17 protein-coding genes are annotated in these 21166 nt (G+C 71.5%); 7 read left to right on the top strand and 10 right to left on the bottom strand.

What is annotated here, in order from left to right; translation table 11 throughout:
* Nucleotides 1-136 precede the first annotated feature (136 nt).
* Both hemC and ASG32_RS17510 read left to right on the top strand, forming a co-directional pair.
* Nucleotides 137-1060, top strand: a complete 924-nt coding sequence (gene hemC / locus ASG32_RS17515; RefSeq protein WP_056528598.1) for a hydroxymethylbilane synthase — start codon at nucleotides 137-139, stop codon at nucleotides 1058-1060.
* Nucleotides 1061-1070: 10 nt separating this feature from the next.
* On the top strand, nucleotides 1071-1982 hold the full coding sequence (locus ASG32_RS17510; RefSeq protein WP_056528596.1) for a PhzF family phenazine biosynthesis isomerase: 912 nt from the start codon (nucleotides 1071-1073) through the stop codon (nucleotides 1980-1982).
* A gap of 50 nt (nucleotides 1983-2032) precedes the next feature.
* On the opposite strand, the gene ASG32_RS35630 is transcribed toward ASG32_RS17510, so the two are convergent.
* From ASG32_RS35630 to ASG32_RS17495, 4 genes are all read right to left on the bottom strand, one after another.
* A complete protein-coding gene (locus tag ASG32_RS35630) occupies nucleotides 2033-2161 on the bottom strand; it encodes a hypothetical protein (RefSeq protein WP_280141588.1) in 129 nt (42 codons plus the stop codon).
* A gap of 22 nt (nucleotides 2162-2183) precedes the next feature.
* On the bottom strand, nucleotides 2184-3254 hold the full coding sequence (locus ASG32_RS17505; RefSeq protein WP_056528593.1) for a phytoene/squalene synthase family protein: 1071 nt from the start codon (nucleotides 3252-3254) through the stop codon (nucleotides 2184-2186).
* Nucleotides 3235-4758 (bottom strand): phytoene desaturase, encoded by a 1524-nt coding sequence (locus tag ASG32_RS17500; protein ID WP_020091964.1) that lies wholly within the window; start codon nucleotides 4756-4758, stop codon nucleotides 3235-3237. The genes ASG32_RS17505 and ASG32_RS17500 overlap by 20 nt, the downstream gene beginning before the upstream one ends.
* Nucleotides 4759-4832: 74 nt before the next feature.
* Nucleotides 4833-6392, bottom strand: coding sequence for a hypothetical protein (locus ASG32_RS17495; RefSeq protein WP_244492016.1), 1560 nt, complete (start codon nucleotides 6390-6392; stop codon nucleotides 4833-4835).
* A gap of 321 nt (nucleotides 6393-6713) precedes the next feature.
* On the opposite strand from ASG32_RS17495, the gene ASG32_RS17490 reads away from it, so the two are divergent.
* From ASG32_RS17490 to ASG32_RS17480, 3 genes are all read left to right on the top strand, one after another.
* Nucleotides 6714-7685 (top strand): GDP-L-fucose synthase, encoded by a 972-nt coding sequence (locus tag ASG32_RS17490; protein WP_020091962.1) that lies wholly within the window; start codon nucleotides 6714-6716, stop codon nucleotides 7683-7685.
* A 77-nt stretch (nucleotides 7686-7762) separates the two neighbouring features.
* A complete protein-coding gene (locus ASG32_RS17485) occupies nucleotides 7763-8785 on the top strand; it encodes a lipase (protein WP_056528586.1) in 1023 nt (340 codons plus the stop codon).
* A 3-nt stretch (nucleotides 8786-8788) separates the two neighbouring features.
* Entirely contained in the window at nucleotides 8789-9487 is a 699-nt protein-coding gene (locus ASG32_RS17480; RefSeq protein ID WP_056528583.1) for a GDSL-type esterase/lipase family protein, read from the top strand.
* On the opposite strand, the gene ilvD is transcribed toward ASG32_RS17480, so the two are convergent.
* Complete coding sequence (gene ilvD, locus ASG32_RS17475; RefSeq protein ID WP_056529283.1) at nucleotides 9488-11317, bottom strand: dihydroxy-acid dehydratase; 1830 nt, start codon at nucleotides 11315-11317, stop codon at nucleotides 9488-9490.
* A 127-nt stretch (nucleotides 11318-11444) separates the two neighbouring features.
* Here ilvD and ade point away from each other — a divergent pair, with 127 nt between their 5' ends.
* Together ade and ASG32_RS17465 are read left to right on the top strand one after the other, a co-directional pair.
* The gene (gene ade / locus ASG32_RS17470; RefSeq protein WP_056528580.1) at nucleotides 11445-13166 is read left to right on the top strand and encodes an adenine deaminase; all 1722 of its coding nucleotides are present in this window, start codon (nucleotides 11445-11447) and stop codon (nucleotides 13164-13166) included.
* An 85-nt stretch (nucleotides 13167-13251) separates the two neighbouring features.
* Nucleotides 13252-13677: an organic hydroperoxide resistance protein gene (locus ASG32_RS17465; RefSeq protein ID WP_020091957.1), complete on the top strand. Its 426-nt coding sequence runs from the start codon at nucleotides 13252-13254 to the stop codon at nucleotides 13675-13677.
* 123 nt (nucleotides 13678-13800) lie between these two features.
* Here ASG32_RS17465 and ASG32_RS17460 read toward each other — a convergent pair whose 3' ends face one another.
* The 5 genes from ASG32_RS17460 to ASG32_RS17440 all read right to left on the bottom strand — a co-directional run bounded on the left by ASG32_RS17460 (nucleotide 13801) and on the right by ASG32_RS17440 (nucleotide 21125).
* Nucleotides 13801-14634 carry a MaoC family dehydratase N-terminal domain-containing protein gene (locus ASG32_RS17460; protein ID WP_056528577.1) on the bottom strand — a complete coding sequence of 278 codons (834 nt, stop codon included), beginning with the start codon at nucleotides 14632-14634 and terminating at the stop codon, nucleotides 13801-13803.
* Nucleotide 14635: 1 nt separating this feature from the next.
* Entirely contained in the window at nucleotides 14636-15784 is a 1149-nt protein-coding gene (locus ASG32_RS17455) for an acyl-CoA dehydrogenase family protein (protein WP_056528575.1), read from the bottom strand.
* 10 nt (nucleotides 15785-15794) lie between these two features.
* Complete coding sequence (locus ASG32_RS17450; RefSeq protein WP_056528572.1) at nucleotides 15795-16544, bottom strand: SDR family oxidoreductase; 750 nt, start codon at nucleotides 16542-16544, stop codon at nucleotides 15795-15797.
* A 34-nt stretch (nucleotides 16545-16578) separates the two neighbouring features.
* Nucleotides 16579-17724: a CaiB/BaiF CoA-transferase family protein gene (locus ASG32_RS17445; RefSeq protein ID WP_056528570.1), complete on the bottom strand. Its 1146-nt coding sequence runs from the start codon at nucleotides 17722-17724 to the stop codon at nucleotides 16579-16581.
* Between the two features lie 236 nt (nucleotides 17725-17960).
* Nucleotides 17961-21125, bottom strand: coding sequence for an efflux RND transporter permease subunit (locus ASG32_RS17440; RefSeq protein ID WP_056528568.1), 3165 nt, complete (start codon nucleotides 21123-21125; stop codon nucleotides 17961-17963).
* Nucleotides 21126-21166: the final 41 nt, after the last annotated feature.

Below are 21166 nucleotides of genomic sequence, written 5' to 3'. Positions count from 1 at the left end.
GCGCAGTCCGGCGAAAGCGGGGCGGGCCGCCTTCACGGCCGCGAGACCCTGGCCCGAAACCGGTTGACGGAATGTGGCCTGCCGCCGCGCTCGGTCTATAAGGCAATGTCTCGTCCAGCGAAGCGATCCGGAACAGATGTTGAACCGCCCCCTGCGCATCGGCACCCGCGGCTCTCCGATGGCGCTCGCGCAGACCGGGATGGTGCGCGACCGGATCGTGGCGGCCAATCCGGGCCTCGAGACCGAGCTGGTGGTCGTGACCACCGTGGCCGACAAGATCCTGGACCGGCCCCTGTCCGAGATCGGCGGCAAGGGCCTGTTCACCAAGGAACTCGAGCAGGCCCTGTTCGCCGGCGAGGTCGACGTCGCCGTGCATTCGATGAAGGACGTGGAGACCTGGCTCCCCGACGGCCTCGCCATCGCCTGCATCCTCGAGCGCGACGATCCGCGGGACGCGTTCCTGTCGCCGCACGCCGACGGACTGGCGGGGCTGCCGGCCGGCGCCCGGGTCGGGACCTCGTCGCTCCGCCGCGGCGCGCAGGTGCTGATGCGACGGCCCGATCTCCGAGTGGTCCCGCTGCGGGGCAACGCCAACACCCGGATGCGCAAGCTCGAGGCCGGCGAGTGCGACGCGACGCTGCTCGCCATCGCGGGCCTGGAGCGCCTCGGCCTGGAGAGCATGGCGCGCAGCGTCCTGTCGGTCGAGGAGATGCTGCCGGCCGTGGCGCAGGGCGCCCTGGGCATCGAGTGCCGCTCGGACGACGCGGCGATCCGCGACCTCCTGGCGCCCATCGCCTGCGCGCGGACCACCATCGCGGTCTCGGCCGAGCGGGCGCTGCTCGCGGAACTCGACGGGTCCTGCCGGACGCCCATCGCCGCCCTGGCGCAGATCGACGGGGACACTCTGCGGATCGACGGGCTGCTCTTCCTGCCCGACGGCAGCCGCCACTGGGCGGCGTCCCGGCAGGGGCCCGTCGCGGAGGCGGAGCGGATCGGCCGCGAGGCGGGCGCGGCCCTCAAGGCGGCGGCCGGCGACACCTATACCCGCCACCTCCAGTGAGGGCCGGCCGATGCCGCCCGTGACTGTGGTCGACGTCTTCACGCACGCCGGCACGGGCGGCAATCCCTGTCCCGTCGTCTCCGACGCGCGGGCCCTCGACGCGGAGGCCATGCGGGGCGTCGCCCGGCGGTACGGCCACGAATCGGGCTTCGCGCTGCCGGCCGATGACCCGGCCCACGATCTGCACCTGCGCTTCTTCGTGCCGAACCACGAGATGGAGATGTGCGCCCACGCCACGATCGGCGTCCTGTGGGTGCTCGCCCGTGAGGGGCGCCTGCCGGAGGGGGCGGCCCGCATCGCCACCGGCAGCGGTTCCGTAACGGGGTTCGTCAGCCCGCGCGGCGCGGATGCTTGGAGCGTCGCGATCACGCAGTCGGTCGGCCGCGTGCGGCCCCTGATGGACGAGCAGAGCGCCGCAGCCCAAGCGGCGCTCGGAATCGGACGCGACGCCCTCGCTGCGCGGCCGGTCCACAACGCTGTGACGTCCCGGATCAAGACGCTCGTGCCGATGCGCGACGCGGCGGCGCTGAACGCCCTCGCGCCCGCAAGCGATGCCGTCGAGGCTGCCTGCACGCGGATCGGATCGACCGGGCTCTATCCCTACGCCGTGCTCGACGGCCCGGCCCGGCTGTTCGAGGCGCGGCAGTTTCCCCGCGCCTCCGGCTATCCCGAGGACGCCGCCACGGGCATCGCGGCCGCAGCCCTGGCCTTCGGGCTGTTGCAGGACGGCCTCATCGAGCCGGACGACCGTCCGATCCGGATCCTGCAGGGTCGGGCTATGGGCCGCTTGTCCGAGATCCGGGTGCGGCTCGGCTTCGTGGACGGCCGCCCGGTCGGGTGCCTGCTGGAGGGCGACGTCGCGCTCGCCGAATCCGCCGACCGCGTGACCGCGACGGATGAGGGCGGCCGGATCGCGGGGTAGTGGCTCACCGCGCCGTCACGGCCCGGAGGCCGCCGTCGGTAACCGTGGCCTCAATCCACCTTGCCGTCCCGGTCGCGGCGGATGCTGCGGCGGACCGCGATGAGCTGCCAGACCCCGACACCCAGCGCCAGGGCGAAGACGAGTCCGATATCGAGGGCGGCGAACAGCCCGTCGCGCACCGATGAGCCTCCGCCGCGTCGATCAGGACGGTGCGGAGCGGCCGAACGCCTCGCGCTCACGCATCCGCTCGATCAGATCGAGGACGTGCACGACCCGGCCGCCGACGTCCCACCAGGGCCGCAGCGCCGGGCGCGCGCGCATCGGCAGGACCGGCTCGGCCGCCACGGCCTCGATCAGGAACGCCGTCTCGGGAAGCGGGGCCGCGCCGAGGCCGGCCGCGTCCGCGGGCGTTCGGATCGCGCGGACGATCAGGGCGAGCTTCCGCGCCGTCGTGACCCGGGCGCGGTGGCGGACCGAATCGTAGCCCTGCGCCGCGACGACCCGGCCGATCTCGGCGTAGATCAGCTCCGCCGCCCGGATCGAGGGCCGGCAGCCGCGTGGCAGCACCGCGATGCCCGCCTCGGCGCGCGCGTAGAGGCTGTCCGCCTCGGCGAGGAGGCGGGCCACCACGCCGGCCAGGGCCGGGCTCGGCCGCGGATCGGCGAGGAACGCGTCCGGATCGAGCCCCGCCTCCCGCATCCAGTCCAGCGGCAGGTAGAGGCGGCCCATCCGCGCGTCCTCGCCGACGTCGCGCGCGATGTTGGTGAGCTGCATCGCGGCGCCGAGATCGCAGGCGCGGGCCAGCGCGTTGGGACAGCGGGTCCCCATGATCAGGGCCATCATCGCCCCGACCGAGCCCGCGACCCGGGCAGCGTAGGCGTGGAGCGCCCCGAGATCGCCGTAGCGCCGGCCCTCGGCGTCCCAGGCGAAGCCCTCGATCAGCGCGCGCGGCAGCGCTTCCGGGATCGCGTGGGCCGCGACGATCTCCGCGAAGGCGCGGTCCGCCGGGGCGTCGGCGGGACGGCCCGCATAGGCCTGGCCGATCCGGGTCTCGAGACGCGCCACGGCGCCGCGCCGGTCGGCCGGGCTCGCCGCATCGTCGACGAGATCGTCGGACAGCCGGCAGAAGGCGTAGAGGCCGTAAGCCGCCTCGCGCATGTCGGCCGGCAGCAGCTGGCCGGCCGCGAAGAAGCTCTTCGAGCCGGCCCGGATCGCCATCCGGCAGGCGGTACGGTCGGCCGCGGCGGCGAATTCAGGCGGTAACGCGGGCATCGGGGACCACGCTGTCGAGGATGCGGGCGGAGGACAGCACCCCGGGGAGGCCGGCCCCCGGATGCGTGCCGGCCCCCACGAGGTAGAGGTTGCGGACTGCGCTCGACCGGTTGTGCGGACGGAACCAGGCCGATTGCGTCAGCACCGGCTCCAGGCCGAATCCGGAGCCCCGGTAGCTCAGGAAATCGTCTTGGAAATCCAGAGGCGTCGTCACCTTCGAGGTCACGATGGCCTCCGACAGGCCGGGCATCACGCTCGCCTCGAGCAGGGCGGCGATCCGGCGCCGGTACGGTTCGGCGAGGGTCTGCCAATCCTGGCCGCCGGCGAGGTTCGGCACCGGGGCCAGCACGTAGAAGGCGTCGCATCCCGGTGGGGCGAGGCTCGGATCGGTGGCGGTCGGACGGTGCAGGTAGAGGCTCGCGTCCTCGGCCAGCACCTTGCGGTCGAAGATGTCGGCGAGCAGGCCGCGATATCGGGGCCCGAGCAGGATCGTGTGGTGATCCACCGCCGGGTAGCGCCGCTTGGTGCCGAAGTACCAGACGAACAGTCCCATCGACGAGCGGGCTCGCTGGAACCGCCCCGGGCTCCAGCGCTGCGCCTCCGGAAGCAGGCGCGCGTGCGTCACGGCCGAATCGGCGTTGGACACCACGACGTCGGCCGCGATCGTCTCGCCGCTGGTCAGGTCGACGCCGGTGGCCGCCCCCGCCTCGACCCGGATGCGCGCGACCTCGACGCCGAGGCGCAGGCGGCCGCCCTGCGACCGGATCAGCCGCACCAGCCCGTCGACCAGCTGCCCCGTACCGCCCATCGCGAAGTGAACGCCCCAGCGCCGCTCGAGGTCGGCGATCAGGCAGTAGATGGCGCTGGCCCGGAACGGGTTGCCGCCGATCAGGAGCGGATGGAAGCTGAAGACCGTGCGCAGCCGCTCGTCGCGGATGAAGCGCGCCACCACGTCGTGCACCGAGCGGTGTCCCGAGAGGCGCAGCAGGTCGGGCGCGATCTTGAGCATCGCGCCGACGCTGCCGAACGGCACGTGTCCGAGCTGCTCGAACCCGATCCGGCAGACGGCGCGGCTGTGCGCCATGAAGCGCTCGTACCCCGCGACGTCGTCCGGCGCGAAGCGGGCCACCTCGGCGCGCATCCGGTCCACGTCGCCGCTGTAGGCGAAGGACGTGCCGTCGGCGAAGCGGATCCGGTAGAACGGATCCATCGGCACCAGCGTCACGTCGTCGGCGAGCCTGCGGCCGGCGAGCTGCCACAACTCCTCGAAGAGCTGGGGCGCGGTGACGATGGTCGGACCGGCGTCGAAGGTGAAGCCGTCCTGCCTGTGGACGCGGGCTCGTCCCCCGGGCTGCGCGAGGCGCTCCAAGACGGTGACGCGATAGCCGCGCGCGCCAAGCCGAACCGCCGCGGCGAGACCGCCGAAGCCCGAGCCGACCACGACGGCGTGCGGGCGCCGATCGATCTCTTGCGCAACCCGATGGTCGACCGCGAGTGTCAGCATTGCTTGACACTATCGCGGTCCTTTCCCGCCGCGCAAGGACGAAATCGTGCGCGTCCCTGGCGGCGATGGTCGCGTCAGAACTCACCCGCGAGGCCGGCGCGGACACCGACGGCGTTGTCGCCGCCGTAGGCCACGCCGGCGGTCACCGCGATCGGGACGCAGCAGGTCGGCAACCGGTGCGCCACAGCGAGGCCGCCCGCCCACTCGCCCCGGTAGGTCGCCCCGTTGGTGGCCCAGGTCGTCTTGCCCGGCGCCGACGGCATCGGCGCGGTCGCCATCGCGATGGCCATGGCGACACCCTGCCGGGCCTCCTTGCGGGTCTGGATGGCGTAGCGCTGGACCGAGTCGGTCTTGGCTTCCAGGTTGTTGACCTGCGCCTGCACCGAATCGATCCGGTTGCCGAGGCCGGCGATCGTCGACGGTCCGTAGGCCGAGGCCGCGAGGTTACCGTTCGCGTCCGTGGTCACGAAGGCCGTCGCTCCGCTCTGGGCGGCGGCGCTCGCCTGCGAGGCGATACCGGCGAGCCTGTAGGTGTTCGCGGAATTGCCGATCGCGACCTGGTTGGCCTGGGTCGTCTTCACGTTCGCGCCGATCGCGATCGTGTTGGCCTGGTTGGCGGCCGCCCCGTTGCCGAGCGCGACGCTGTTGTTGCCGGCCGCCGAGGCGGCCGCGCCGACGGCGGTCGAGCCGGTCCCGGTCGCGCCGGCGACGAAGCCCAGGGCGGTGCTGCCGGCTCCGGACGCCGCGGAGGCCGTGCCGATCGCCGTTCCGCCGAGGCCCTGCGCGCTGGCCGCGTAGCCGAGGGCGACGCTGCCGGTGTTGGCGGCGCTGGCGCCCGTGCCGACCGCGGTCGAGGCCGTCCCGGCCGCGCTCGAACCGTAGCCCACCGCCAGCGCGTCGCTGCCGACGGCGATCGGCGCGGCCTGGTTGCTGGTGTTGTTGGCGGCGACGCCCGTGACGCTCGTGAGCTGCGAGAGCCTCAGCTCGTTGATGACGGTCTGCCCCTGGGACTGCGTCACGTTGCCGGTGATGATGTAGATGCCCTGATTGGACCCGCCACCGGTACCACCACCACCGGTTCCGCCTCCGCCGGTCCCACCCCCGCCGGTGCCGCCGCAGGTGCTGCAGCCGCCCGTTCCGGTCGCTCCCGCGGTTCCCAGGGTCAGACCGGTGCCGAGCAGCCCGTCTCCCGGACCGGTCGTGCCGACGAGCACGCCGGTCCCGAGCACACCCCCGCTGGTGGTCCCGACGTTGAGCCCCGTCCCGAGGACGCCGGTCCCGGGAGCGGTGGTTCCGACCGTCACGCCGGTGCCGAGCACGCTGCCGCCGGTCGTGCTCCCGACATTGACGCCGGTCCCGAGGACGCCGGTCCCGGGATTGGTGGTGCCGACCGTGACGCCCGTGCCGAGAAGCCCGCCATTGGTCGTCCCGACATTGAGGCCGGTTCCGAGCACGCCGCTGCCGGGGCTGCTCGTGCCGATCGTGAGCCCGGTGCCGAGGATGCCATTCGAGGTTGTATCCAAGGCGCCGCGCAGGAGCTGCGCCTGGGCGGGCGTCGCCAGGGCCGTGCAGAGCAGCAGCCCGGCCGCGATCGGGATCGCGCGGGCGGCGCCCGGACGGAGGACAGCGATCATCGCAGTCCGCGGCGTAACCGGGACGACGGTCAAGGGACGCATCTGGAACTCCATTGCTGCGCGGCCGGGGAGCGATTCCGATCCGGCCCTGCAACCCGTTGGTCGGCAAGCAGGAACGAGATGCAGCTTCTGGTAGAATGATTAACGCTAACTTTCAGTTGTATTTGGTTTCGTCGTTTCCCGTACAATGACGCGGTTCGCGGAGGCCGGCGGGCGCCCCGTGGCCCGCCTCAGAAAACGCGTGTTTGCGCGGCGATATCGCGCCGCAAAGGGGCTATAGGGGCTTGGAAATCCGAGCTTTCGGCAGGGAACGGACGCGTGATGGACGGTCGAGGTCAGACCATTTTCGTGGCGGGCCATCGCGGCATGGTGGGCTCGGCGATCGTGCGTCGCCTGCGTGAGCTCGGTCACGAGCGGATCCTCACGGCCGACCGCCGGACCCTCGACCTCCTCGATCAGGCCGCGGTCCGGCGCTTCTTCGCCGAGAACCGCATCGACCAGGTCTACCTCGCCGCCGCGCGCGTCGGCGGCATCCACGCCAACAACACCTACCCGGCCGAGTTCATCCACGAGAACCTGCTGATCCAGTCGAACCTGATCGACGCCGCGCACACGCACGGCGTCGACCGGCTGCTGTTCCTGGGCTCGTCCTGCATCTACCCGAAGCTCGCGCCCCAGCCGATGCGCGAGGACGCCCTGCTGACCGGGCTGCTCGAGCCGACCAACGAGCCCTACGCGATCGCCAAGATCGCGGGGATCAAGATGTGCGAGAGCTACAACCGCCAGTATGGGCGCCGCTATCGCAGCGTGATGCCGACGAACCTCTACGGCCCGAACGACAACTTCCATCCCGAGAACGCCCACGTGCTGCCGGCGCTGATGCGCCGCTTCCACGAGGCGAAGCGGGAGGGTCTGGCGAAGGTCACGGTCTGGGGCACCGGCCGGGCGATGCGCGAGTTCCTGCACGTCGACGACATGGCGCGGGCCAGCGTCTACGTGATGGAGATGGACGACGCGGTCTACGCCGCGAACACGCGCCCCGACCTGTCGCACATCAACGTCGGGACGGGTGAGGACTGCACCATCCGTCAGCTAGCCGAGGCGCTCGCGCGGGTGATCGGCTACGCGGGCGAGCTCGCGTTCGACGCGACCAAGCCGGACGGCACGCCGCGCAAGCTGATGGACGTGTCGCGGCTGCGGGCGATGGGCTGGCGGCCGGAGATCGCCCTCGAGGACGGCCTGCGCCAGACCTACGGCTGGTTCCTGGAGAACCACGCGACGCTGCGGAGCTGACCGGGCCCGCCGTCGCGCCGCCCGGCTCACCGACCATCGCACAGCCACCGGGCATCCGCCCGGCGAGGAGACGGACCATGGCCCACCGGCCGCCCGACGACAGCGCGGACGCGCGACGGCGGAAGTTCCTGCAGAGCTTCCAGAATTTCGACGCGAACAGCCGGTTTCCCGCGCCCTACGCGCAGTTCGCCGGGAAGCCGCTGACCGAGGCGTCCGGTCAGGGCTGGCGCTACGACGCCCTCGGGTATCGCAACGACGCGCACGCGGACGCGCGGCCGCCCTCCGAGACGCTGCGGGTCTTCGTCGTCGGCGACAGCACGCTGATCGACGGCCAGGTCTTCGCCGACACCGTGCCCGGACGGCTGGAGACCGGGCTGAAACAGGCGCACGGACCCGGCGCGCGGGTCTACAATTTCGGCGCGGTCTCGGCCTGTCTCAACCAGATGATCGCCCTGATCACGACGCGGCTGATGGACCTGCAGCCCGACGTCATCCTGGTCGTCGGCGGCGCGACCGACATCTTCCAGCCGTGGAGCTTCGATCCGCGGGCCGGCGTTCCCTACAATCACTTCGCGAACGAGAGCCTCTACGACTACTTCTTCGACCCGAGGAAATCCGCCGAGGACGCGGAAGACCTGTCGTATGACGGCTTGCAGGCGATGATCTTCAATCGCCTCGAGAACCTGCGCGCGCTCACGAACTGGCAGTCCGACATCTGGGAATGGGAGGGGGTGCGGCAGTTCGAGCTGGCGCTCAGGCGCCTCGCGCGGCTCGCGCCCGGGATCGGCGCGCCGGTCCGGTTCCTCCTGCAACCGACGGTCGTCCGCAAGGGGACGCCCGCGGGCGCGGAGGCCGGCGCCGCGTCCGGCGCGTTCCTCGCCTATCTCGACCGCCAGTACGAGCGCTTCGAGAGTGTCCTCGGGCGGCTGGACACGGCCGACCGGGCCTTCGCGGCGCGGAACCTGAGCCGGCTGTTCGAGGCCGACACCCGTGCCCTGTTCACCGACATCGTCCACGTGACTTCGGAGGGGCGCCAAGTGATGGCCGACCGTCTCCAGGCGGAGGTGGTCGAGACGGTCGGGGCGGCGACGGCCGCCTGAGCCATGGCCGAACCGATCGTCTTCGTGGGCGACTCGATCACGGAGCTCTGGGGCTTCCACCGGGCCGGCACTTTCCAGGCCTACGACCTCATCCCCCGTGGCGGCTCCGGGCAGACGGCGCGCTGGATCACCATGCGGTTCGCCCGCGACCTCGCGGAGACCGGCGCCCGGGGCGTGCATCTCCTGTGCGGCGTCAACGATATCGGCCGCAACGAGGGTGTCTTCGTCCCGGTCGAGGAGATCTGCCGCACGCTCGCCGGCATGCTCGACGAGGCCCGCGCCCTGGGCGTGAAGGCCTGGATCGGCTCGCTCACGCCGGTGGACGGCATCCCGTGGAACCCGGAGGTGCGAGACGCCCCCGCCATGATCGCGGCGGTCAACGCGTGGCTCCGGGACCACGCCCACGAGCACGGCGCGACGTTCATCGATTACCACGCCGTGCTGGTGTCCGAGTCCGGCGGGCTCCGGCCGGATTACGGGACGGACGGGCTCCACCTGAGCCCGGCCGGATACGCGGCGATCGAGCCGTTGATGCTCCGGGCGCTGGGGCGCATCCCGGATGCCCCATCCGCCCCTGCCCTGTCGGTGAACGGTGCGCCCGCGAACACGACCCGGTCCGTCCGCGCGCGCCTCATCGGCGCCGCGGTGGCGGCGGCGGCCCTGTTGGCCGCCATCGCCGCCCTGGTCCTCGAGCTCCGCTGATCAGACCCGGCGCACCGCGCCGTGCGCCGCGCTCGTCGTGAGCATGGCGTAGGCGCGCAGGGCCGCGCTCACCTTCCGCTTGCGCGGCTTCGCCGGCTGCCAGCCCGCGGCCTCCTGGGCGGCCCGCCGCTGGTCGAGCTCCGCCGTCTCGACATCGAGGTGGATGCGCCGGTTCGGGATGTCGATGGCGATCCGGTCGCCGTCGCGCACGAGGCCGATGAGGCCGCCCTCGGCCGCCTCGGGGGAGACGTGCCCGATGGACAGGCCCGACGACCCGCCGGAGAACCGCCCGTCGGTGACGAGCGCGCAGGCCTTACCCAGACCCTTCGATTTGAGGTAGCTCGTCGGGTACAGCATCTCCTGCATGCCGGGGCCGCCGCGGGGGCCCTCGTAACGGATCAGCACCACCTCGCCGGCCGTGACCTTGCCGTTGAGGATGCCGTCGACGGCCGCGTCCTGGCTCTCGAACACGCGGGCGGTGCCCGTGAAGGTCAGGATCGAGGTGTCGACGCCCGCGGTCTTCACGATGCAGCCCTGCTCGGCGAGATTGCCGTAGAGCACGGCGAGGCCGCCATCCTGCGAGTAGGCGTGCGCCGCGTCGCGGATGACGCCGCCCTCCCGGTCGAGGTCGAGCGCGTCGAAGCGCGATTCCTGGCTGAACGCCACCTGGGTCGGCACGCCGCCCGGGGCCGCGCGGTAGAAGGTCTGGACCGAGGCGGCCGGTTCGCCGCGCACGTCCCAGCGGGCGAGCGCCCCGCCGAGCGTCCCGGCCGAGACGTTGCCGACGCCGGTGTCGATCAGGCCGGCCCGGTCGAGCTCGCCCAGGATCCCCATGATGCCGCCCGCCCGGTGGACGTCCTCCATGTGGACGTTGGCCACCGCCGGCGCGACCTTGCACAGCACCGGCACCCGCCGGGACAGCCGGTCGATGTCGGCCATTGTGAAGGGCACCTCGCCTTCGTGGGCGGCGGCCAGCAGGTGCAGCACCGTGTTGGTCGAGCCGCCCATCGCGATGTCGAGGGTCATGGCGTTCTCGAACGCCTGGAAGCTCGCGACCGCGCGCGGCAGCACGCTGGCGTCGTCCTGCTCGTAGTGGCGGCGGGCCAGATCGACGATCAGGTGGCCGGCCTCGACGAAGAGGCGCTTGCGGTCGGCGTGGGTGGCGAGCACCGAGCCGTTGCCCGGCAGCGCCAGACCCAGCGCCTCGGTGAGGCAGTTCATCGAGTTCGCCGTGAACATGCCCGAGCAGGAGCCGCAGGTCGGGCAGGCGGAGCGCTCGATGACGGCGACGTCCTCGTCGGAGATCCGGTCGTCGGCCGCCGCGATCATCGCGTCGACGAGGTCGACCTTCCTGGCGATGCCCGGCAGCTGCACCTTGCCGGCCTCCATCGGGCCGCCCGAAACGAAGACGGTCGGGATGTTGAGGCGCAGCGTCGCCATCAGCATGCCGGGGGTGATCTTGTCGCAGTTCGAGATGCACACCATCGCGTCGGCGCAGTGCGCGTTGACCATGTACTCGACGGAATCGGCGATCAGCTCGCGGGACGGCAGCGAGTACAGCATCCCATCGTGGCCCATCGCGATCCCGTCATCGACCGCGATGGTGTTGAACTCCTTGGCGACACCGCCGGCCGCCTCGATCTCCCGGGCGACGAGCTGGCCGAGGTCCTTGAGGTGGACGTGGCCCGGCACGAACTGCGTGAAGGAGTTCACCACCGCGATGATCGGCTTGCCGAAATCCGAATCCTTCATGCCGGTGGCGCGCCAGAGGCCGCGGGCGCCGGCCATGTTGCGGCCGTGGGTGGTGGTGCGTGAGCGATAGGCAGGCATCGAGAGCTTCGACTGGTTCAAAGGTGAAGGGCTTCTGCGCCCGCGCCCGCGCATCCGCAAGCGTCGCCGGGAGGCCGGCACCCGTGGCATGCTTCTGGCGGATGGCAGGCGGGAGGGGCGGATCGCGATGACACAGGTGGATTTTCTCCGGCGCGCGATCGCGCAGGGTCAGGGCCGGGCCGACGCCGATCTGGTCCTGAAGGGCGGCCGCTTCCTCGACCTCGTCACCGGCGACCTCGTCGCCTCCGACATCGCGATCTGCGGCGACCGGATCGTCGGGACCTTCGGGCAGTATCGCGGCACCCGGGAGATCGACGTGTCCGGCAAGGTCGTGGTGCCGGGCTTCATCGACACGCATTTCCACGTCGAGTCGTCGCTGATGCCGCCGCAGGAATACGAGCGGTGCGTCCTGCCGCACGGCGTCACCACCGGGATCTGCGACCCGCACGAGATGGCCAACGTGCTCGGCACCGACGCCTTCACGTGGTTCCTCAGATCCTCCGAGACGCTGGCGATGGATCTGCGGGTGCAGCTCTCGTCCTGCGTGCCGGCCACCGACCACCTGGAGACCTCGGGCGCCCGGATCGAGGCACAGGATCTCCTTCCCTTCGCGACGCACCCGAAGGTGATCGGCCTCGCCGAGTTCATGAACTTCCCGGGCGTGCTGGCGGGCGATGCGGGCGTGCTGGACAAGCTCGCGGCCTTCCAGGGGCGGCACATCGACGGGCACGCGCCGCTCCTGCGCGGCCTCGCGCTCAACGGCTACATCGCGGCGGGCATCCGCACCGAGCACGAGGCGACATCGCCCGAGGAGGCCCGCGAGAAGCTGTCGAAGGGCATGACCGTGCTGATCCGCGAGGGCTCGGTGTGCAAGGACCTGCACGCCCTCGCGCCGATCCTGACCGAGCGGACGGCGCCGTTCCTGGCCTTCTGCACCGACGACCGGAATCCCCTCGACATCGCCGAGGAGGGGCACCTCGACTTCGTCATCAGCACGGCCATCGCCCTCGGCGTGCCGCCGCTGGCCGCCTATCGGGCGGCCTCCTGGTCGGCGGCCCGCGCCTTCGGGCTGCACGACCGGGGCCTCGTCGCGCCCGGCCAGCGCGCCGACCTCGTGGTGCTCGACGATCTCGCCGCCTGTGCCGTGTCGCAAGTCCTCAGCGCGGGCCGGCCGGTGGGCGCGGCGCTCTTCGACGCGCGCGCGTCGATCGAGCCGATCGGCCGCCGGAGCGTGCGGGCGCGGCACGTGACGGCCGCCGACTTCGACGCTCCGGGCTCCGGGCCGTCGACGCCGGTGATCGGCGTCGTGCCCGGCAAGATCATCACCCTGCGGCACGACCTGACCCTGCCCTATTCCGGCGGCGAGCGCCGGATCGACCTCGACCAGGACGTCATCAAGGTCGCGGTGGTCGAGCGCCACGGCCGGACACAGCCGGGCGCGCGCGGCGTCGGGGTCGCGTTCGTGAAGGGGTTCGGCCTCAAGCGCGGCGCCATCGCCTCGTCGGTCGGGCACGACAGCCACAACATCACGGTGGTCGGGGCGGACGACGCCGACATGGCCGTGGCGGTGAACCGGCTCGGCGCGATCGAGGGCGGCTTCGTGGTGGTCGAGGGCGGCCGGGTGCTGGCCGAGATCGCGCTGCCGGTCGCCGGGCTCATGAGTCTCATGCCGTTCGACGCCATCCGCCGGTCGCTCGTAACCTTGCGCGACGCGGCGCGAAGCCTGGAGGTCGTCCTTCCCGAACCCTTCCTGCAGGTGGCCTTCCTGCCCCTGCCGGTGATCCCCCACCTGAAGATCACCGATCGTGGGCTCGTCGATGTCGACCGCTTCGCGCTGATCGATCCTTGAAATTAGATTGCGCGCAATCTAAATGGGCTGTGCGGAGGCGAGTCGGCGCCTACATGCCGGCGGCATCCCCAAACCGGAGAGTCCCATGCCCGTAGACGTGAAGTACCGTACCACCGCCACGGCCACCGGCGGCCGCGACGGCGCCGCCCGGACTGCCGACGGCAGCTTCGAGGTCAAGCTCTCGACCCCGAAGGAACTCGGCGGCGCGGGCGGTCCGGGCGCGAACCCGGAGCAGCTCTTCGCGTCCGGCTACTCGGCCTGCTTCCTCGGCGCCATGAAGGCCGTCGCGCCGTCGCTGCAGCTGAAGGTCCCGGCCGAGACCACCGTCACCGCCGACGTCGGCATCGGCCCGCGCTCTGAGGGCGGCTTCGGCATCACCGCCGACCTGACCATCAGTCTTCCGGGCCTGGACCGCGCCGACGCGCAGAAGCTCGTCGACGCCGCCCATCAGGTCTGCCCGTACTCCAACGCGACCCGCGGCAACGTCAACGTCGGCCTGAAGCTGGCCTGATCCCGCCCGGGGCCGGCCCGCGGACGCGTCCGCGGGCCGCTGCGCCGCTTTTGCCCGCGCGCGGCGCGACGGCGGTGCCGATTCCGGCCTGGTCTCGGATGCGGACAGAGCGTCCGCGGCCGCTCACCCGTCGGCCCGGGCCCGCATGCAGACATGGCCCCCCGCGCCGAGGGTCACGCCCTCGAACGCCGTCCCGGCGACCCGCCCGCAGACTCGAAACACCTGGTTCGCCGTCATCGGCGCGACGCCGCGATACGTGAACGTCCGCGGCACGCGTCCGAGGAGCGTCGCGGCGAGGTTCATCAGCAGCGTCGCCTGCATCGGGCCGTGCACGACGAGGTCGGCGTAGCCTTCCACCCGCGTCGCGTAGGGCTGGTCGTAGTGGAAGCGGTGGCCGTTGAAGGTCATCGCCGAGTAGCGGAACAGCAGCGTCGGGGTCGCCGGCACCTCCCAGATCACCGCGTAGGATTCGGAACCGTCGCGCTCGGGCGCAGCGCCGGTTCCCGTCTGTGCACCCGCCGCCTCGCGGTAGACGATATCCTGCCGCTCGCGGATCGCGACGCCCCGTTCTGTCGAGACCGTGTGGTCGACGGTGACGAAGCACAGGCTCCCGCTCCGCCCGCTCTTGAAGGCGACGTCCCGCACGGTCTCGGTGCGCGTGACCGTGTCCCCCGCGCGCAGGTCCGAGAGCGTCTCGATCTCGCCCCCCGCCCACATCCGCCGCGGCAGCGGCACCGGGGGCAGGAAGCCGCCCTTGGCGGCGTGGCCGTCGGGCCCGAGGGAGTCGGCCGGCGGCGTCTCGGGCGCGAGGCACCAGTGCAGGGCCGGCGGCGCGATCCCGTCGGCGACCGGCGCCAGGTGCGGCGCGAAGGTCGCGCGGAACTCGGCGAGGAGGCGCGGGGTGACGAGGTCGGACGCCGCCCGGGTCCGGCCGATCCAGGCGCTGAGATCGGTCATGTCAGTACGAGCGCGGCAGGCCGAGGACGTGCTCGGACAGGTAGGCGAGGATCAGGTTCGTGGAGATCGGCGCGACCTGATAGAGGCGCGTCTCGCGGAACTTGCGCTCCACGTCGTACTCCTCGGCGAATCCGAAGCCGCCATGGGTCTGAATGCAGGCGTTGGCGGCCTCGAAGGACGCGTCGGCGGCGAGCATCTTGGCCATGTTGGCCTCGGCCCCGGGATTGGCCCCGCCCTCGTAGAGGGTCAGCGCCTCGCGGACCATGAGCTCGGCCGCGCGCATGTTCGCGTAGGCTTTGGCGATGGGGAACTGCACGCCCTGGTTGGCACCGATCGGCCGGCCGAAGACGGTCCGCTCGCCGGCATAGGCCCGGGCCCTGTCGATGAACCACTTGGCGTCGCCGACACACTCGGCGGCGATCAGGATCCGCTCCGCGTTCATGCCGGACAGGATGTAGCGGAAGCCCCTGCCCTCTTCGCCGATGAGGTTCTGCGCCGGAACGCGGAGATTGTCGAAGAACACCTCCGTGGTGGCGTGGTTCATCATCGTGCGGATCGGCCGGATCGTCAGGCCGTTGCCCTTCGCCGCGCGCATGTCGACGAGCAGCACCGACAGCCCGTCGGTGCGCTTCATGCCCTCGGCCCGCGGCGTGGTGCGGGCGAGGAGCAGCATCAGGTCCGAGTGCTCGGCGCGGCTGGTCCAGATCTTCTGGCCGTTGACGACGTAGTGGTCGCCCTCCAGGCGGGCCGTCGTCTTCAGGCTGCCGGTATCGGTGCCGGAGGTCGGCTCGGTCACGCCGAAGGCCTGGAGCCGCAGGCGACCCTCCGCGATGCCCGGCAGGTACTCGGCCTTCTGCGCCTCCGAGCCGTGCCGGAGCAGCGTGCCCATCGTGTACATCTGCGCGTGGCAGGCGCCGCCGTTGCAGCCCGCCCGCTGCACCTCCTCGAGGATCGCGGCGGCCGCCGAGAGCGGCAGGCCGGAGCCGCCGTACGCCTCGGGAATCAGCACCGACAGGTAGCCGCTCTCGGTCAGTGCGTTCACGAATTCGGTCGGGTAGGCCATCTCCCGGTCGAGGGCCCGCCAGTACGGTCCCGGGAAGCCGGCGCAGAGCTTGGCGACCGCCTCGCGGATCTCGGTATAGGCTTCCATCGGGGGCTCCTCAGGCCGTGCGGCCGCCGTCGACGGGGAGATCGACGCCGGTGATGAACGCCGCCTCGTCGGAGGCGAGGAACAGGGCGGCGGCGGCGATGTCGCTCGCCTCCGACAGGCGCCCGAGCGGGATCGTGGCGATGAAGCGGTCGCGGTTCTCGGGCGTGTCGAGGACGCCCATGAAGTGCTCGAGGAGCCCCGTGGCGCCCATGACCGGGCAGAGGGCGTTCACCCGGATCTTCCAGGGCGCCAATTCCAGGGCCAGCGATTTCGAGGCGAGGCTCGCCGCACCCTTGGAGGCGTTGTACCACGTCAGACCCGGGCGCGGCCGCAGCGCCGCCGTCGAGCTGACGTTGAGGATCGCGCCGCCGCCCGCGTCGCGCATCAGCGGGGCGACTTCCCGGACGTAGTGGAAGATCGACTTCACGTTGACCCGGAAGACCCGGTCGAAATCGTCCTCCGTCACCTCCATCAGCGGCTTGTTGCGGTGAGTGGTGCCGGCGTTGTTGACGAGAATGCTCGGCACGCCGAAGCGCTGCCGCGTCTCGGCGACGCTGGCGGCGACGTCGGCGGCCAGACCGACATCGGCGGCGATCGCGATGGCGTTCTCGCCGAGCGCCGCCGCGACGCGCCCGGCCGCCGCGCCGTCGATGTCGACGCAGGCCACCCTGGCGCCCTCCGCGGCGAAGCGCTGGGCGATCCCGGCCCCGAAGCCGCTGCCGGCCCCCGTCACGAGCGCGATCTTGCCGTCCAGTCTCATCGTCTCCTCCCGCCCATTCCGATGCGCTGTCAGATCACTGTCCTCGAGCCCGGGGCGCGAATTCCTCGCGGATCCGCGCCCCGTGCTCGTCGATGGCCGGGACCGGCCCGAGGGCGCGGACCGCGCCGTCGATCAGCACCGGCGGCGCCACGATCCGGGCCGGCCCCGAAGGCGTCCGGACCTCCGCGCGGATCAGCGCGGGGTGCGTGGCGAGGTCCGCCAGCGTGTTGACGAAACCGTAGGCGGTGCCCGCCGCCTTCAGCCGGGCGGCGGCCGCGTCGCGGGTCAGCCGCACCAGCGCGGCGCCGATGCGCAGGTCGACCGCGGCGCGGTTGGCCACACGGGCGTTGTTCGATGCGAAGCCCTCGGCCCGGGCGAGCTCCGGCTCCCCGAGCACGCCGGCGCAGAAATTCGCCCACTCGCGCTCGTTCTGGATCGAGATCAGCACGAGGCTGCCGTCGGCCGTGGGGAAGGCGCCGTAGGGGCAGATCGACGGGTGCGCGAGGCCGACCCGCTGGGGCGCCTTGCCGGTCCCCTCGAAGTAGAGCAGCGGGACGTTCATCCAGTCGGCGGCGCCACTGAACAGGCTGACCTCCAGGGCGCAGCCCTGCCCGGTGATCCCGCGGGCGATCAGCGCCTCGAGGACCGCGGCGTGGGCGTCCATCCCGCAGGCGACGTCGCAGACGGAGACGCCGACGCGGCCGGGCCCCGCCGGGTGGCCGGTGATCCCGGCGAGCCCGCTCTCAGCCTGGACCAGCAGGTCGTAGGCCTTCATGTCGCTGTAGGCGTTGCCGGCGCCGTAGCCGGAGATGTCGACGGTGATCAACCGGGGGTAGCGCGCGCGCAGCTCCGCCGAGCCGAAGCCCGCCCGGGCCGCCGCGCCGGGGGCGAGGTTCTGCACGAACACGTCGGCCTGGGCGAGGATCGCGTGCAGGAGGCGGGCGTCGGCCGGATCCTTGATGTCGGCGACGAGGCTCTCCTTGCCGCGGTTGAGCCAGACGAAGTAGCTCGCCAGCCCGTTGACCGCCGCGTCGTAGCCGCGGGCGAAATCCCCCTCCGGCCGCTCGATCTTGATGACCCGGGCCCCGGCATCGGCGAGCCGCGAGGTGCAGTAGGGCGCGGCGACGGCCTGCTCCAGGGCGAGCACGGTCAGCCCTCGCAGCGGCAGGTTCTGGCTCATCCGCATCCTTCGGCTTCCCGCGGTCTCAGAGGGCCGGTGCCGCATGAACTGGAACGGCGAGAAGCCCCGCCAAGCGGGCCGCGGTGACAGGGCTGCCCGGCCATCGGCTTCGGGACGCCTCTTCCGCGACGCTCAGCGTCTCTGCGCGCGGAGCGAAGCGATCCAGATGCGCCACGCTCGCCGACGGCGCGCTGCCCTGGATCGCTTCGCTCCGCTCGCAAAGAGGGCGGTCGGCCTCACTCCGCCGCGCGCAACGCCGGCGGGCCGCGGACCTCCTCCACCGGCTCGGGGTCATCGAGCGTCGCGTCCACCGCCTGCGGCTTGTCGCGGAACGAGAAGCGGTGCGCCAGCCGGTCGAGGTAGATGTAGATCACCGGCGTGGTGAACAAAGTCAGCACCTGGCTGACCGCGAGGCCGCCCACCATGGCGTAGCCCAAGGGTTGCCGGATCTCCGAGCCGGTCCCGGTGGCGACCATCAGCGGGATGCCGCCGAGCAGGGCCGCCATCGTGGTCATGAGGATCGGCCGGAAGCGCAGCAGCGCGGCCTTCCGGATCGCGACCTCGGGCGAGAGACCCTCCTCCCGCTCGGCGACGATGGCGAAGTCGACCAGCATGATGCCGTTCTTCTTCACGATGCCGATGAGGAGGATGATGCCGATCAGCGCGATCAGGCTGAAGTCGAACCCCGCCCACATCAGCACCGCCAGGGCGCCGACGCCGGCCGAGGGCAGCGTCGACAGGATGGTGATCGGGTGGATGAAGCTCTCGTAGAGGATGCCGAGGATCAGGTAGACCACGAACAGGGCCGCCAGGATCAGTAGCGGCACCGTCGAGAGCGATTGCTGGAAGGCCTGGGCGGTGCCCTGGAAGCCGCTCACCACAGTCGGCGGGACCTGCAGCTCCCGCATCGCCCGGCCGATCGCCTCCGTGGCCTGCCCGAGGGCGACGTCGGGGGCGAGGTTGAAGCTGATCGTCACCGCCGGGAACTGCCCCTGGTGGTTCACGGCCAGCGGCGCCACCGGAACCGTCGTCCAGCGGGCGAAGGCCGCGAGCGGCACCTGCCCGCCGCCGATCGGCGCCTTGATGTAGATCTTGTCGAGGCTCTCGACGCTGCCCTGCAGCGCCGGCAGCACCTCCAGGACGACGTGGTAGCTGTTGAGCTGCGTGAAGTACTGCGCGATCTGGCGCTGGCCGAACGCGTCGTAGAGCGTGTCGTCGATGAGCTGGGGCGTGATGCCGTAGCGCGAGGCGGCGTCGCGATCGATCGACAGCGTCAGCGTCGTGCCGCGGGTCTGCTGGTCGGTGGCGACGTCGCGCAGCCCCGGCAGCGTCTTCATCTTGTCGAGGATGCGCGGCGCCCAGGTGTTCAGCTCGGCGAGGTCCGGGTCCTGGAGGGTGTACTCGAACTGCGTCCGCGAGGTGCGGCCGCCGGTGCGCACGTCCTGGGTCGCCTGGATGAAGGTCCGGATGCCCTCGACGCGCTCCAGCTTGGGGCGCAACCGGCCGATCACCTGGAAGGCGTTGACGTCGCGCTCGTCGCGGGGCTTCAGCGTGATGTACATGCGCCCGGAATTGAGCGCCTGGCCGTTGCCGCCGAGCGACATGCCGACGGTGGCGACCGCGGGATCGGCCTGGACGATCGCGCCGACCTTCTCCTGCAGCGCCTTCATCGCCGAGAAGGAGATGTCCTGCGACGCCTCGGTGACGCCGATCATGAAACCGGTGTCCTGCTGCGGGAAGAAGCCCTTCGGGATGGCGACGAACAGGTAGCCGGTCAGCGCCAGCGTGGCGAAGAAGACCAGCAGCGTGACGCGGCGGAAGCGCAGCGCGACGTCGAGGGCGTCGGCGTAGACCGCCAGCAGCCAGTCGAAGGCGGCCTCGCTCATGCGGTAGAGGCGGCCGTGGCGCTCGGCGTCGTGGGACTTCAGCAGCCGCGAGGCCATCATCGGGGTCAGCGTCAGAGACACGAAGGCCGAGACCGCGATGGTCATCGACAGCACCACGGCGAACTCGCGGAACAGCCTTCCGATGATGCCGCCCATCAGCAGGAGCGGGATCAGCACGGCGATCAGCGACACCGAGATCGACACGATGGTGAAGCCGATCTCGCCCGCGCCCTTGAAGGCGGCCTCCATGGGCCGCATCCCCTCCTCGACGTAGCGGCTGATGTTCTCCAGCACGACGATGGCGTCGTCGACCACGAAGCCGACCGAGATGGTGAGCGCCATCAGCGAGAGGTTGTCGAGGGTGTAGCCCGCCATCCACATCAGCGCGCAGGCGCCGAGCAGCGCGAGCGGCACGGTCACGCTCGGGATCACGGTCGCCCAGAAGCTGCGCAGGAAGACGAAGATCACCCCGACGACCAGCGCGATCGTCAGCAGCAGGGTGAACTGCACGTCCTCGACCGAGGCGCGGATGGTCTGCGTGCGGTCGCTCAGGATGCCGACCTTGATGGCGGCCGGCAGTGTGGCGGTTAGGCGGGGCAGCTGGGCCTTGATGCTGTCGACCGTGTCGATGACGTTGGCGCCGGGCTGCTTGAACACGACCAGGAAGATGCCGCGCTTGCCGTTGGTCCAGCCGGCCTGCTTGGTGTCCTCGGGGCCGGCGACCGCCTGTCCGATGTCGCGGACGCGCAGCGGCGCGCCGTCGCGATACGCGACGATGACGTCGTTCCAGTTGTGCGCCGCGGTGAGCTGGTCGTTGGCGTAGATGGTGTAGCTGTGGCTGCCGCCGTCGATGCTGCCCTTCGGGTTGTTGACCGTCGTGAGGGTGAGCTGCGCGCGCACGTCCTCCAGCGACAGGCCCTTGGCGACGAGCTTGGCCGGGTCGATCTGGATCCGCACGGCGGGCTTCTGCTGGCCGCCGATGAAGACCTGGGCGACGCCCGAGATCTGGCTGATCCGCTGGGCGAGCTGGACGTCGACCGCGTCGTCGACGTCGATCAGCGGCATGCTGTCGGAGGTGGCCGAGAGCAGCAGGATCGGCGAATCGGCCGGATTGACCTTGCGGTAGGTCGGCGGGGTCGGGAGGTTCTTCGGGAGCTGGCCGCTGGCGGCGTTGATTGCCGCCTGGATGTCGCTCGCGGCGCCGTCGATGTTGCGGTTGAGGTCGAACTGGACCGTGACCGTCGAGATCCCGAGGGAGCTCGTCGAGGTCATCTGCGACACGCCGGGAATCTGCGAGAACTGCCGCTCGAGGGGCTGCGCCACCGACGAGGCCATCGTCTCCGGGCTGGCCCCGGGGAGCTGCGCGGTCACCTGGATGGTCGGGAAATCCACCTGCGGCAGCGGCGCGACGCCGAGCAGCGGGTAGGCCACGATCCCGAGGAACAGGATGCCGACCATGATCAGCGTGGTCGCCACCGGGAACCGGATGAACGGTGCCGAGATGCCGCCCTTCATGGCCGGGCCCCGCGCTGGGACGCGCCCGCCGTGAGGCGTGC

The sequence above is a fragment of the Methylobacterium sp. Leaf361 genome (assembly GCF_001424445.1).
Classification (GTDB): Bacteria; Pseudomonadota; Alphaproteobacteria; order Rhizobiales; family Beijerinckiaceae; genus Methylobacterium.
Note: the sequence above shows the minus strand (reverse complement) of the source record. Positions and strands in the feature narration are given on the sequence as shown.